Source organism: Methylophilus sp. YYY-1, assembly GCF_029132825.1.
GTDB lineage: Bacteria > Pseudomonadota > Gammaproteobacteria > Burkholderiales > Methylophilaceae > Methylophilus > Methylophilus glucosoxydans.
Genome location: NZ_WOVG01000002.1, coordinates 128,642 through 140,606, shown reverse-complemented (window position 1 = coordinate 140,606; position 11,965 = coordinate 128,642). Strand labels below are relative to the sequence as shown.

Genomic DNA, 11,965 nt, shown 5'->3' with positions numbered 1-11,965 from the left:
GACTACTTGGCCAGATACTTGAGCGCCTGCCGGATACCATCGCTCACACTAATGCCAGGTTCCAGCAACTTCAGGGTCGCAGCCGCCTCACGCTCATGGTAACCAAGCGCCACCAGTGCATTGAGGATATCATCTGTCGCCGCTTTGACGGCCGGTTGCGCCGAGGTGGACCCCGTCACCACAAATTTGTCTTTGAGCTCGAGTAACAAACGCTCGGCCGTTTTTTTGCCGATGCCGGGAATACGCGTCAGCAAGCCGACTTCTTGCTGGCTGACAGCGAGCATCAAATCATTCACGCTGACACCACTCAAAATCGCCAGCGCAGACTTGGCACCAATGCCATTCACCTTCAACAATTGCTTGAAGGTGTTTTTCTCTTGCTCACTGCCAAAGCCATACAGCAGTTGCGCATCCTCGCGCACCACCATATGCGTCAAAATCTGCACAGGTTGCCCCAGATCGGGCAAATTATAAAAAGTGCTCATCGGCACCTCTACTTCATAGCCCACGCCATTGCAATCCACCACAATCAAGGGTGGGGACTTTTCCAGCAAGCGGCCATTCAGGCGTGCGATCATATCAATCTTCCATTTCTAACTCTGAAGCCGGTCGTCGCCAAAGCCCCCAGGCCCTGACCGCCATGCGCATGACAAATCGCGCAAGCCAAGGCATCCGCAGAGTCCGGGCTAGGCGTAGCTGGTAATTTAAGCAGGCGCTTGACCATCTCTTGCACCTGCTCTTTTTGCGCATGGCCGTTACCCACGACCGATTGTTTCACTTGCAGCGCCGTATATTCGGCCACCGGCAGTTGACGGATCACCGCCGCAGAAATGGCAGCGCCGCGCGCCTGACCCAACAATAGCGTGGACTGAGGGTTGACATTAACAAACACTTTTTCAATCGCCACTTGCGTGGGCTGATAGGTTGAAATCACCTCAAACAAGCCATCCAGAATGACCTTCAGGCGCTCGGGCAAGGCCTCTTTTTCTGACTCGCCCTCTGCGGTTTTTTTGGCTGATGCGGTTTTAATCACGCCACTGGTCACGTAGGACAATTTGCCATCTATGGCCTCGATGACGCCAAAACCCGTAATTCTCAGGCCGGGGTCTATGCCCAAAATACGCTGACGACTCACGTCAAGACCCCCAGTTCAAGCCGGTTGGCCAGAAAGGCGTGCACCGCCAATCGCGCCATTTAATCTTCTTCAATCACGGCAGAAGTGTAGACCTCTTGCACGTCATCAAGGTCTTCGAGCATGTCGAGAATTTTTTGCATTTTGACCGCATCCTCGCCAGTGAACACCACTTCATTCAGCGGCTTCATGGTCACTTGCGCCATCACCGCCTTCAGGCCCGCAGCCTCAAGCGCTTCTTTCACCGTGACAAAATCGCTAGGGGCCGTGATCACTTCTATGCTGCCATCTTCATCAGCAATCACATCTTCCGCGCCAGCTTCCAGTGCCGCTTCCATGACGGCATCTTCTGACACGCCAGGCTCAAACACCAACTGACCGCAGTGCTTGAACATAAAGGCCACGCTACCATCGGTCCCGAGGTTGCCGCCATGCTTGGTTAAGGCATGGCGCACATCCATCACCGCACGCTGACGGTTATCGGTCAGACAATCAATAATGATGGCTGCACCATTAATGCCATAGCCTTCATAACGAATTTCTTCGTAGTTAACACCCTCGAGCTCACCCGTGCCTTTTTTGATCGCACGCGTGATATTGTCTGAAGGCATATTCTCTTCTTTGGCCGCTGCCACGGCCGCACGCAGACGCGGGTTCATGGCTGTATCACCGCCACCCATGCGCGCAGAGACCGTGATCTCTTTAATCAGCTTGGTGAAGATTTTGCCGCGCTTGGCATCCTGACGACCTTTACGATGTTGGATATTGGCCCATTTACTATGTCCAGCCATATGACTTCCTTGTATTTTTTAACAACGGGATGAAATGTTTTAACTGGCGGATTTTACCACAGGCGCAAGCAGGCTTGGCGGCGGCTTGATTGAGGGCAGATAGGCAAGACCAATAAGAACAGGGCCTGATTTACGCAAGCCCTGCGCAATGAAAAAACCGGGGGATCAGCGAAAAATGGCGCTAAACGTTGGCACTCGCCGGCGGGATACCGTGATAGGCAGGCCGCATCATCAGAATGGAAATCAGGCTGAGGGAAAACAGAATCAGTGCCATGCCGATCATCTCCATGCCATCCGGCACTTCATGTAACTGTATCCAGGCCGCAATCACCCCAATCACGGGCGCCAGCATGGAGGCCATACTGGCCACCCCGGCGGGCAACCGTTGCAAGGCAAACAGCCAGAGTAACCAGGCCAACGCACCACATAACACCACATTAAACAATACCGCGCCGATCAGATAACCAGACCATTGCATAGTCGGCGCAGGGACCAGAAAGGCAATCAGCACCATAGGCAGCGAACCCAGCAACATAGGCCAGGCCGTCAGATTGATCAGGTCTAGCGTTGGATGACGTCTATGCAATTGCTTGGTCATAATCGCAGACACCGCCCACGACACGCCAGACAGCACTGCCAACAGCATGCTGAAGCTGTCTGCGCGCAAATGCAAAGGATCAAAAATAAACAGCATGCCCAACACAGCCGAAATCACCGCCAGCCATTGCCAGCCGTGGATACGCTCACCGAGCATGGGCCAGGCAAATAACAAGGTCCAGAAAGGCATGGTGTAAGTCAGCACCGCCGTCTTGCCCGCGCCCCCCTGCACCAGCGCCCACATGAGCACGCCGGTGAACCCTACATTCTGCAAGATGCCGAGCAGCAGCATGGTTGGAAACTCGGTCAAGCCCATTGGCCGCCGCGTCACATACAGCACCAAAAACAACACCAGCGCGCCAAAAAAGGTACGCATGGCGGCAAACTGGAACGGCCCCGCATATTGCAACGCGCTTTTCATCACCACCCAGTTATAGCCCCAGATCAGCGTCAGCACCAGCAGTGCTGTCAGTGCCTGTGAACGCTGTTTAAGCAATTGATCCATGACTTTATCCGCTGATTTAGTTCCAGATATGGGTCACTGCCAACCACTGCCCATCAGGCTGCTTTTGAAACACCACTTGTACATTGCCGCCAAACTGCTGCTTGACGCCATCCTCAGCCATCATGGCTGCTGCCCAATGTCCGGTTTGAGTGACCAGCGTTGCGCTGACCACCGCCTCGTTCATCGTCAGCGCATGTTCAATGACCCCAGCCTGAATCAGGCCAGCAAAAAAATCTGCAACCGCCTGACGGCCCTTCACGACCTGGCCAGCGGGCGCAGGCATCACGATCGCCTGCTCTGCATATAAGGCCGCAATCGCCTGTGGATTTTTGCTGTTAAAGGCAGCATCAAACTGCTGGTTTAACGCTATGAAGTGATCAACATTAGTCATACAAAACTCCTGAATAAAAGACACATTACTATTTAAAATCCCAGGCTGAGATGCCCTGGTCTATCACCCCTAACAGCGCTTGCAAATCCTGGCGCTGCTGCTCGTTTAACCCTTGCATAGACTGGCGCAGCCGCGTGTAATAATCCGGCATCACGGCATCCAGCCGGGCTTGCCCGGCTTCAGTCAGACGCACTTTGACACTGCGCCTGTCTTCTGGCACCAAGATACGCTGGACCAGGCCACCTTGCTCCAGGCCATCCAACAACCCAGTCATGGTGGCGCGCGTCACCCCCAGCTTTTCTGCCAACACCGAGGGCGTAGAAGTCAGGTCAACTTCGCGCATCAACAAAATCAACACCCACCAGCGCCCCTGCAACAAATCGTGTTTACTCAGGCAGGCATCCAGCGCCACTGACAAATCGGTGGCCACACGCAGCAACATCAAGAAGCTCGCAATGGCCGTGACATCGGCTTCCGGATAGCGCTGGGCAAACCGTTGCAGGACTTCTGGGGTAGGAAGATCTCTAAGTTGTAACATAATTAGCCACATTATAGTTAGCCGGCTAATTATGTCAATAAAAATCTGAGGTTTTACTCCACGACACATCGGTGTATATTTAGACGCTCGTGCCCTATGAAAGGAGGAAGTCATGAAGACGCTTCAGCAAGTACTCACTCATAAAACACATCAAGGCATCATTAGTATTGCGCCCAACCGACCGGTGTTTGACGCACTGGTGATTCTGGCGGAATACCAGATTGGTGCACTGGCTGTGATCAAAGACGGCGAACTGGTGGGAATCTTCTCGGAACGCGATTATGCGCGCGAGATTATCCTGAAAGGCCGCTCATCCAAAACCACGCAAGTCAGTGAAGTGATGACGGAAAAAGTCATCACAGGCAAACCGGGTGACCTGGTTGAGTCGGCCATGAACACCATGCTGGAAAAACGTATCCGCCACTTGCCCGTGGTCGATCATGGCAAACTGCTAGGTATGCTTTCGATCGGGGATATTCTCAAAGAGACGATCGACTATCAGCAATCACTGATCAAGCAACTGGAAAGCTATATTCATAGCTGATGCATTTCAGCAGACAACAAAAAAGGGGAGCTCACTCCCCTTTTTTGATTGCCCAGATTGATTCGCACTTACAGATATTTGGCAACCATGGCATTATCCAGGGCAGATGCGGCAATCGGCAGTTTGACAAAATGCCCGCTGCCAGCGGCCTGCTGCACGGCTTCGCCCCGCTTATCAAAAAGCTGCTCCACCACAATGTCGCGGTTACCACTGGGGTGTATCAGTTGCAATTTGTCACCTACAGCAAATTTGTTACGCGCCTGAATGGAAGCCAGCCCCTGCTCTGCATCATAGGCCACCACATCGCCGACATACTGGCTGCGATTGGCACTCGAGTGCCCCTGGACGTAATTTTGGTGCTCGGCGGTATGGTGACGCTGGTAAAAACCATCGGTGTAGCCCCGGTTGGCCAGGTTCTCCAACTCGCCCAACAAACGCCAGTCAAACGGACGCCCGGCTACGGCATCATCAATCGCCTGGCGGTAATTCTGGCTGGTACGCGCCACGTAGTAGCGCGACTTGGTACGTCCTTCAATCTTGAGCGAATCGACGCCAATGGCAATTAGCTTCTCCACGTGCTCAATCGCCCGCAAGTCCTTGCTATTCATGATATAGGTGCCGTGTTCGTCTTCCATGATAGGCAAAAGCTCGCCAGGACGGCCTTTTTCCTCGATCAGGTAAACCTGGTCTGCCGCCGGATGGCGCGGTAATGAGCCACAGGAAGACAGATTGGATTGTTCCAGCTCGGCCTGAAAATCAAACTCTTTTAAACGGATCACGCCTGCGGCATCGGGCTGGGCATCATGCACCTTGTAATCCCAGCGGCAACTGTTAGTACAGGTCCCCTGATTAGGATCGCGCGAATTGAAATAGCCTGACAGCAGGCAACGGCCGGAATAAGCGATACACAAGGCACCGTGAATAAACACCTCAAGCTCCATATCCGGACACTCCTGGCGGATTTCGGCAATCTCGTCCAGCGATAACTCACGTGACAAAATCACCCGTGTCAGGCCCATGCGCTGCCAGAACTTAACCGAAGCGTAATTGACCGCATTGGCCTGCACCGACAGATGGACAGGCATGTCCGGCCATTGCTCGCGTACCATCATGATCAGGCCAGGGTCGGCCATAATCAATGCGTCGGGCTGCATTTCAATCACCGGCGCCATATCGCGCATATAGGTTTTGACTTTGGCGTTATGCGGTGAAATATTGCTGGCGACAAAAAACTTTTTGCCGCGTGCATGCGCCTCCTGAATGCCAATTGCCAAGTTTTGCATTGAAAAATCATTTTCACGCACGCGCAAGCTGTAGCGCGGCTGTCCGGCGTAGACCGCGTCTGCGCCGTAATCAAACGCCGTACGCATGCGATCAAGATCACCGGCGGGCGCTAACAATTCAGGGGATTTCATTTCAATTTAGTCCATTAAAAAAGCTTATAGCTCAATCACTTGCAGCGAATGCCATTTATTCGCCGATAATTTTCACCAGTACACGCTTGTTACGGCGGCCATCAAACTCACCGTAAAAAATCTGTTCCCATGGGCCGAAATCCAGCTTGCCTTCAGTAATCGCCACCACCACTTCGCGGCCCATGATCTGGCGCTTGATATGCGCATCTGCATTATCCTCACCAGTATCGTTATGGCGGTAGCCACTCACCGGCTCGTGCGGCGCCAACTTTTCCAGCCATATTTTGTAATCATGGTGCAGGCCGCGCTCATCGTCGTTGATAAACACGCTGGCAGAAATATGCATGGCGTTAATCAGCACCAGGCCTTCTTGCACGCCACTTTCACGCACACACGCAACCACGTCACTGGTGATATTCTTGAAATCCATGCGTGCCGGAATGTTAAACCACAGCTCTTTACGAAAACTTTTCATGCTTTCCCTTTCCCCAAATAATGTTATTTTAACATTGACGGTGAGCAGGCCAAACGCGCCCACGCAGCGCAAATAAAAAAGGCCTCCTGAGAGACCTTTTTATGCATGCATCACGACTAACTATGGACATCCAGGCTTTGGCTAAACGTTTTGCCTTCATTATCCGTGGCGACCACTTCGAGCTTGCCCGGCGCATCGGGGATAAAACTAAATTTCATGTAAGGATCTTCACTGGTGCCCACACCGACATCGACCGTCATCAACTCCTTGCCGTTGTAGGTAAAGGTGGTTTTGTTGATATAAAACGCAGGCACATAGCCTTGTGAAACCAGGTCGCGCTGCAAGCCGGTCCGCATCACATGTTTAATGTTGAACGTGGCCGTGGCAGACTCACCAAATTTTGGCGCATCCACACTCATTTTGATCTTGCCCGCCGCCGCCCGCACTTCGGATTCATTATTATCGACGGTACCGCCACAGCCGCCCGCCGCACGAATCTCGCGCTTACCCATATACAGCTTGCCATCTGCAGTTTCGCCAATCAGGCGCACATAAGAATCGGTTTCCTGACGAATACGGGTCGCCATCTGAAAGCCGTTCAAGCCGTCGGTTAAATGATAAGTGGACGCCAATTGTATCGGGTTAGCATCGACGATCACATACAGTTTCTTTAACTGGATGCCGTTGGCCGCCGCCTTGTCGTAAATGAAAGTGACGGGCACCTGTGCGCCGCTCTCGGCGCGGCGTGGCCCCTCCACTTTCAGGAAGTCAACTTCCTGAATCTCCCGTTTGGGGAAAAAAGCCTCTTTCACTACTGTCCATAACTTGGGATCCGCCTCTGCATGCACCACACTTGCCGCACAGAAAGCCAACAAGCCTACGACCATCATCCATGTTTTTTTCATACGATTCCCCATCTTCCATTTTTATCTTAGATTGCATGAAAAGGATTTTCTTATGCTTTGACAAATACAATATGTGATACGCATCACATTGACCCTCACATTTTGCTCGGGTCGCCAGATGGCCGCATCACATACGCCGGGTCACGGTACTCTTCAAAATTCAGCTCCACGCCATTACCGGCCGGATCCCGCAAGTTGATCTGACGAACCCCATTGGCCAGGATGCGCGTGGTGTAAGTGATGCCGTGCGCCTGCAAGTGCGCCTCCATGGCAGGCATGTCTGTGCAGGTGAATGAAACATGGTCATAGGTGCCATGCACATGCAACTGCGGCGCTTCTGCCGTTTTGTACTCGGCCAGATGAATCACATCGTTATCACCGATATACAGCCAATAGCCATAGGTGGTACTCGCCACCCGCTTGCCCACCGTCAGCCCAAGCACCTCGCAATAAAAATCGCGCAGTTTGTGCATGGTTTCGCGGTCAGAGCGAAAATTGACATGATTGATTTCGGTCAGTGGCATAGTAATCCTGTGAGGTCCCGTGTGTTAAGTGGCATGCAAGTCGGCCACTATAGTACAAAACTTAATCGCCCTCAAATTGATACAAGGCAAAGCCTTGGACGCCAGCATTGGCTAAATGTTGCATCCCGCCCAAATCGGGCAGATCAATGATAAAAGCAGCCTGCGTTACCAGCCCGCCCAGCTGCCGAATCAACGCGACCGCGGCCAGTGCGGTGCCACCGGTAGCGATCAGATCATCCACCAGCAAAATGCGCTCATTTGCCTGAATCGCATCGGCATGAAGCTCCAGTGTATCGGTGCCATATTCGAGACTGTAAGACTGCTTGATGGTCTGCGCTGGCAATTTGCCCGGTTTTCGCACCGGCACAAAGCCTGCTCCCAGGCGTGCAGCTAATGCTGCGCCAATAATAAACCCCCGCGCCTCCACGGCGACCACCTTATCTACAGTCATCTGGGAACAATGTGCTGCCAGCGCATCCAGCACCGCTGCAAACCCGTGCTTATCCTGCAACAAAGGCGTGATATCCCGAAACTGAATGCCGGGTTTTGGGTAATCGGGAATCGTGCGTATCAGTGACAACATTCTCTAAACATCCAATAAAAAACGCGCCCGTCTGGGCGCGTTGATGACAAAACAGAGACCTGCAACAATCATGTGGCAAGTCGCTCGCATGTTAGCTGCCAGCAGCGTTTTGCTGACGTACGCGAATATGCAATTCACGCAGTTGCTTCTCGTCTACCTCGTTAGGCGCATTGGTCATCAGACATTGTGCACGCTGGGTTTTCGGGAAGGCAATCACATCACGGATAGATTCAGCGCCAGCCATCAGGGTAACCAAACGATCCAGACCAAATGCCAAGCCGCCATGCGGTGGCGCACCGTATTGCAGTGCATCCAGCAAGAAGCCAAATTTCTCTTGCGCCTCTTCCTTGCTGATCTTCAATGCATCAAACACCTTGGACTGCACCTCTTGCTTGTGGATACGCACGGAACCACCACCCACTTCCCAACCGTTGAGCACCATGTCATACGCTTTAGACAAGCAAGCGCCTGGATTGCTGACCAACAGGTCTTCATGACCATCTTTCGGTGCAGTAAACGGGTGATGCAAGGCGACCCAACGATCCGCATCTTCGTCGTGCTCAAACATCGGGAAATCCACCACCCACAATGGCGCCCACTGACGACCATCGACATGGCCTTTTTCATGGCCAACCTTGGTGCGTAGCGCGCCCAGGGCTTCATTTACGATCTTGGCTTTATCCGCGCCAAAGAATACGATGTCCCCGTTTTGAGCACCCGTGCGCTCAATCACGGCTTGCAAGGCATTGACGTGAATGTTCTTCACAATCGGGCTTTGCAGACCTTCTTCGTTCAGTTTGGTGATGTCGTTGATCTTGATGTAAGCCAGACCTTTGGCGCCATAAATTTTGACGAATTCGGTATAGGCATCAATCTCAGAGCGGCTGATGGCCGCACCGTTAGGCACGCGAATGGCAGCCACGCGGCCACCGGCCATATTGGCAGCACCGGCAAACACTTTAAAATCCACATCCTTCATCACATCGGTGAGCTCAGTGATTTCCAGTGTCACGCGCATATCAGGCTTGTCAGAACCGTATTTGTTCATGGCCTCAGAGAAGGGCATGCGCGGGAATTCGGCGGGCAGGTCGATGTCCTGCACCTTTTTCATCATACGACGAATCATCTCTTCGACGATGTCCATGATGTCGTTTTCTTCCAGGAAAGAAGTTTCAATATCCACCTGGGTAAATTCTGGCTGACGGTCTGCGCGCAGGTCTTCGTCACGGAAACATTTGGTGATCTGGAAGTAACGGTCAAAACCGGATACCATCAGCAATTGTTTGAATAGCTGCGGCGATTGTGGCAGTGCAAAAAACATGCCGTGGTGTACGCGTGAAGGCACCAGGTAATCACGTGCGCCTTCTGGCGTCGAACGGGTCAGCATCGGCGTTTCAACTTCGATAAAGCCATTTTCATCGAGGTAGTCACGCAGGTTTTTCGCCACTTTGTAACGCAACATGAGGTTTTTCTGCATGGCCGGGCGGCGCAGATCGATATAGCGATGCTCCAAACGAACGGTCTCGGTCAGGTTGTCGTCATCCAGCATGAACGGCGGTGTCAGTGAAGCATTCAGTACTTCGATCTCTGTCGCCAGCATCTCCACTTCGCCGGTTGGCAGGTTGGGATTCACGGTGCCTTCAGGACGGGCACGCACTTTACAGACCACTCGCAACACAAATTCATTACGTACGGTTTCTGCGATGGCAAATGCGTCTTTGGTATCCGGGTCAATCACGATTTGCGCCAGACCTTCGCGGTCTCGCAAATCAATAAAAATCACCCCCCCGTGGTCGCGACGACGGTGAGCCCAGCCACACAGGGTCACGGTTTGTCCAATATGTTCGCGGTTCAAGTGACCGCAGTAATGTGTACGCATCATAATAATTTTATAAAGTTTAAAGTGGTGTTGCGGTTAATGTTGTTTAGGCAAGGGCGCCACTGTACCCATGCTGATGATGTATTTCAAGGCCTGATCTACACTCATATCCAGCTCAATCACATCCGCCTTGGGCAGCATCAAAAAGAATCCTGAGGTCGGATTAGGCGTGGTCGGCACATACACACTGACATATTCTCCCTGCAAGTGCTTGCTCACATCGCCACCCGGCGTGCCGGTTAAAAAAGCGATGGTCCAGACGCCCTGCCGTGGGTACTGAATCAACAACGCCTGGCGGAATGCGTTACCGGAGTCAGAAAACAAAGTGTCTGATACTTGCTTGACGCTGGAATAAATAGACTTGACCACAGGCACGCGGACCAGCAAGCCTTCCCATAACACAATCAGTTGCTGGCCAAAAATGTTGGTCGCTACCAGACCGGTCGCCAAAATAATGCCCACGGTCAGAATCACGCCAAAGCCTGGAATATCCACACCCAGCCAAGCTTCTGGCCGCCAGGCGGCGGGCAACAGCAGCAGACTCTGGTCCAGCGTTTGCACTAAAGTTTTTAGCACCCACACCGTAATGAACAGTGGAACCAGTACCAACAACCCTGTAATAAAGTATTTTTTCATGCTTGTCTTTTTAGTGGCAGGCGCAACCCGGTGAGCACTTGGCAGCGTCTCCGGCACTGGCAGATTCAGATGAAGAGCTGCTCTTGGCTGACTGGTTATTTTTGAAATCGGTGGCATACCAGCCACTGCCGGTCAGCTGAAAATTGGGCGCCGACACTTGCTTGCTAAAGGTTTGCTGCTGGCATTGCGGACAAGCCTCCACTGCGGGCGCAGAGACCTTACGCATCAACTCTTGCTGGTAACCACAGGCGGTACAATGAAAATCGTAGATAGGCATTTTGAACGTCAACCGAAAGATAACTTGCTTAAAAACTGAACAAAGACAAATTATACCCGATTCGCGTTACAAATCATAAAAAGCAGCGCGATGTATTTGAATTAAAAAGACTTTAAGGAACCCGCCATGCAATCACTGTCACTTAAAATACCCCTTAGCCTGATCGCACTATTTTTTCTGAGCTTAGCCAGCCGCGATTTGAACATCCATCACACCATGTTATCGCTAGATCAAAAAGCCGACACAGTGAAAGTAGCCTCCCTCACGTCAGCCGAATTGGCAGCCACCAAGCGCCCGCTCAGGATTAAACAGGCGGACTAAGCAACCCCCAGCTAAACCATCAGCCACTAAAGCTGTGATTCATAAGCTGATTGGTCAAGCAGCCCTTCTGCACCACTGGCAGTCGCTGCCAGCTTGAACAACCACGTGTCATAAGGATGATCATTAATGCGCTCAGGTGAAGATAAAGCCTGTTCATTGACGGCGTCCACGACCCCGGTCAAGGGCGCATAGAGGTCAGAACCGGTCTTGACTGACTCAATCAGGCCGCACACCGTTCCTTGTTCAACAGACTGCCCCACTTTGGGCGGGTCGACAAACACCACATCCCCCAGCATATTTTGGGCGTAGTCAGTAATCCCAACCAGCCATAATCCATCTTCGCCTTGCGCTGCCCAGGTGTGGTCTTTGGAAAAGAAGTATTTCAAGCCTGCTGACATAGAATTTAAAAATCAAAAGTTTAGTAGATAATTATTGTGCCATAGTCTGCACAA

17 protein-coding genes are annotated in these 11,965 nt (G+C 52.2%); 2 read left to right on the top strand and 15 right to left on the bottom strand.

Annotated elements, in window-relative coordinates; genetic code table 11:
* Positions 1-2: 2 nt before the first annotated feature.
* The 6 genes from ruvA to GOC95_RS07255 form a co-directional block, all read right to left on the bottom strand.
* On the bottom strand, positions 3-578 hold the full coding sequence (gene ruvA, locus GOC95_RS07280; RefSeq protein WP_194749827.1) for a Holliday junction branch migration protein RuvA: 576 nt from the start codon (positions 576-578) through the stop codon (positions 3-5).
* On the bottom strand, positions 575-1,135 hold the full coding sequence (gene ruvC / locus GOC95_RS07275) for a crossover junction endodeoxyribonuclease RuvC (protein WP_275356500.1): 561 nt from the start codon (positions 1,133-1,135) through the stop codon (positions 575-577). Before ruvC ends, ruvA begins: the two co-directional genes overlap by 4 nt.
* Before the next feature lie 59 nt (positions 1,136-1,194).
* Positions 1,195-1,923: a YebC/PmpR family DNA-binding transcriptional regulator gene (locus tag GOC95_RS07270; protein WP_275356499.1), complete on the bottom strand. Its 729-nt coding sequence runs from the start codon at positions 1,921-1,923 to the stop codon at positions 1,195-1,197.
* Between the two features lie 181 nt (positions 1,924-2,104).
* Positions 2,105-3,025, bottom strand: coding sequence for an EamA family transporter (locus GOC95_RS07265; protein ID WP_275356498.1), 921 nt, complete (start codon positions 3,023-3,025; stop codon positions 2,105-2,107).
* A gap of 16 nt (positions 3,026-3,041) precedes the next feature.
* Positions 3,042-3,416 carry a nuclear transport factor 2 family protein gene (locus GOC95_RS07260; protein ID WP_275356497.1) on the bottom strand — a complete coding sequence of 125 codons (375 nt, stop codon included), beginning with the start codon at positions 3,414-3,416 and terminating at the stop codon, positions 3,042-3,044.
* Between the two features lie 28 nt (positions 3,417-3,444).
* On the bottom strand, positions 3,445-3,954 hold the full coding sequence (locus GOC95_RS07255) for a MarR family transcriptional regulator (protein ID WP_275356496.1): 510 nt from the start codon (positions 3,952-3,954) through the stop codon (positions 3,445-3,447).
* A gap of 112 nt (positions 3,955-4,066) precedes the next feature.
* On the opposite strand from GOC95_RS07255, the gene GOC95_RS07250 reads away from it, so the two are divergent.
* Positions 4,067-4,498, top strand: a complete 432-nt coding sequence (locus GOC95_RS07250) for a CBS domain-containing protein (protein ID WP_194749821.1) — start codon at positions 4,067-4,069, stop codon at positions 4,496-4,498.
* 68 nt (positions 4,499-4,566) lie between these two features.
* On the opposite strand, the gene yegQ is transcribed toward GOC95_RS07250, so the two are convergent.
* From yegQ to GOC95_RS07210, 8 genes are all read right to left on the bottom strand, one after another.
* Positions 4,567-5,913, bottom strand: a complete 1,347-nt coding sequence (yegQ, locus tag GOC95_RS07245; RefSeq protein ID WP_275356495.1) for a tRNA 5-hydroxyuridine modification protein YegQ — start codon at positions 5,911-5,913, stop codon at positions 4,567-4,569.
* A 55-nt stretch (positions 5,914-5,968) separates the two neighbouring features.
* Positions 5,969-6,388 (bottom strand): secondary thiamine-phosphate synthase enzyme YjbQ, encoded by a 420-nt coding sequence (locus GOC95_RS07240; RefSeq protein ID WP_194749819.1) that lies wholly within the window; start codon positions 6,386-6,388, stop codon positions 5,969-5,971.
* 116 nt (positions 6,389-6,504) lie between these two features.
* The gene (locus GOC95_RS07235; RefSeq protein WP_275356494.1) at positions 6,505-7,293 is read right to left on the bottom strand and encodes a quinoprotein dehydrogenase-associated SoxYZ-like carrier; all 789 of its coding nucleotides are present in this window, start codon (positions 7,291-7,293) and stop codon (positions 6,505-6,507) included.
* A gap of 95 nt (positions 7,294-7,388) precedes the next feature.
* Complete coding sequence (locus tag GOC95_RS07230; RefSeq protein WP_275356493.1) at positions 7,389-7,817, bottom strand: VOC family protein; 429 nt, start codon at positions 7,815-7,817, stop codon at positions 7,389-7,391.
* A 61-nt stretch (positions 7,818-7,878) separates the two neighbouring features.
* Positions 7,879-8,400: an adenine phosphoribosyltransferase gene (locus GOC95_RS07225; protein ID WP_275356492.1), complete on the bottom strand. Its 522-nt coding sequence runs from the start codon at positions 8,398-8,400 to the stop codon at positions 7,879-7,881.
* Between the two features lie 91 nt (positions 8,401-8,491).
* Entirely contained in the window at positions 8,492-10,282 is a 1,791-nt protein-coding gene (gene aspS, locus GOC95_RS07220; RefSeq protein WP_275356491.1) for an aspartate--tRNA ligase, read from the bottom strand.
* A gap of 33 nt (positions 10,283-10,315) precedes the next feature.
* Positions 10,316-10,915, bottom strand: coding sequence for a DUF502 domain-containing protein (locus GOC95_RS07215; protein ID WP_275356490.1), 600 nt, complete (start codon positions 10,913-10,915; stop codon positions 10,316-10,318).
* A gap of 10 nt (positions 10,916-10,925) precedes the next feature.
* A complete protein-coding gene (locus tag GOC95_RS07210) occupies positions 10,926-11,192 on the bottom strand; it encodes a zinc ribbon domain-containing protein (protein WP_275356489.1) in 267 nt (88 codons plus the stop codon).
* 126 nt (positions 11,193-11,318) lie between these two features.
* Between GOC95_RS07210 and GOC95_RS07205 the strand changes: the two genes are divergently transcribed.
* Positions 11,319-11,513: a hypothetical protein gene (locus GOC95_RS07205; RefSeq protein ID WP_275356488.1), complete on the top strand. Its 195-nt coding sequence runs from the start codon at positions 11,319-11,321 to the stop codon at positions 11,511-11,513.
* A gap of 26 nt (positions 11,514-11,539) precedes the next feature.
* Here the strand turns inward: GOC95_RS07205 and gcvH are convergent, their stop codons facing one another.
* Positions 11,540-11,911 (bottom strand): glycine cleavage system protein GcvH, encoded by a 372-nt coding sequence (gene gcvH / locus GOC95_RS07200; RefSeq protein ID WP_275356487.1) that lies wholly within the window; start codon positions 11,909-11,911, stop codon positions 11,540-11,542.
* Positions 11,912-11,965 lie beyond the last annotated feature (54 nt).

Bases quoted from the DNA above. Each gene is read 5' to 3' on its own strand.
- GOC95_RS07270 (WP_275356499.1), bottom strand. From the start codon at position 1,923: ATGGCTGGACATAGTAAATGGGCCAATATCCAACATCGTAAAGGTCGT.
- GOC95_RS07235 (WP_275356494.1), bottom strand. From the start codon at position 7,293: ATGAAAAAAACATGGATGATGGTCGTAGGCTTGTTGGCTTTCTGTGCG.
- GOC95_RS07240 (WP_194749819.1), bottom strand. From the start codon at position 6,388: ATGAAAAGTTTTCGTAAAGAGCTGTGGTTTAACATTCCGGCACGCATG.
- GOC95_RS07215 (WP_275356490.1), bottom strand. From the start codon at position 10,915: ATGAAAAAATACTTTATTACAGGGTTGTTGGTACTGGTTCCACTGTTC.
- GOC95_RS07210 (WP_275356489.1), bottom strand. From the start codon at position 11,192: ATGCCTATCTACGATTTTCATTGTACCGCCTGTGGTTACCAGCAAGAG.
- ruvA (WP_194749827.1), bottom strand. From the start codon at position 578: ATGATCGCACGCCTGAATGGCCGCTTGCTGGAAAAGTCCCCACCCTTG.
- GOC95_RS07250 (WP_194749821.1), top strand. From the start codon at position 4,067: ATGAAGACGCTTCAGCAAGTACTCACTCATAAAACACATCAAGGCATC.
- GOC95_RS07255 (WP_275356496.1), bottom strand. From the start codon at position 3,954: ATGTTACAACTTAGAGATCTTCCTACCCCAGAAGTCCTGCAACGGTTT.
- GOC95_RS07205 (WP_275356488.1), top strand. From the start codon at position 11,319: ATGCAATCACTGTCACTTAAAATACCCCTTAGCCTGATCGCACTATTT.
- yegQ (WP_275356495.1), bottom strand. From the start codon at position 5,913: ATGAAATCCCCTGAATTGTTAGCGCCCGCCGGTGATCTTGATCGCATG.
- gcvH (WP_275356487.1), bottom strand. From the start codon at position 11,911: ATGTCAGCAGGCTTGAAATACTTCTTTTCCAAAGACCACACCTGGGCA.
- GOC95_RS07265 (WP_275356498.1), bottom strand. From the start codon at position 3,025: ATGGATCAATTGCTTAAACAGCGTTCACAGGCACTGACAGCACTGCTG.
- GOC95_RS07260 (WP_275356497.1), bottom strand. From the start codon at position 3,416: ATGACTAATGTTGATCACTTCATAGCGTTAAACCAGCAGTTTGATGCT.
- GOC95_RS07225 (WP_275356492.1), bottom strand. From the start codon at position 8,400: ATGTTGTCACTGATACGCACGATTCCCGATTACCCAAAACCCGGCATT.
- aspS (WP_275356491.1), bottom strand. From the start codon at position 10,282: ATGATGCGTACACATTACTGCGGTCACTTGAACCGCGAACATATTGGA.
- GOC95_RS07230 (WP_275356493.1), bottom strand. From the start codon at position 7,817: ATGCCACTGACCGAAATCAATCATGTCAATTTTCGCTCTGACCGCGAA.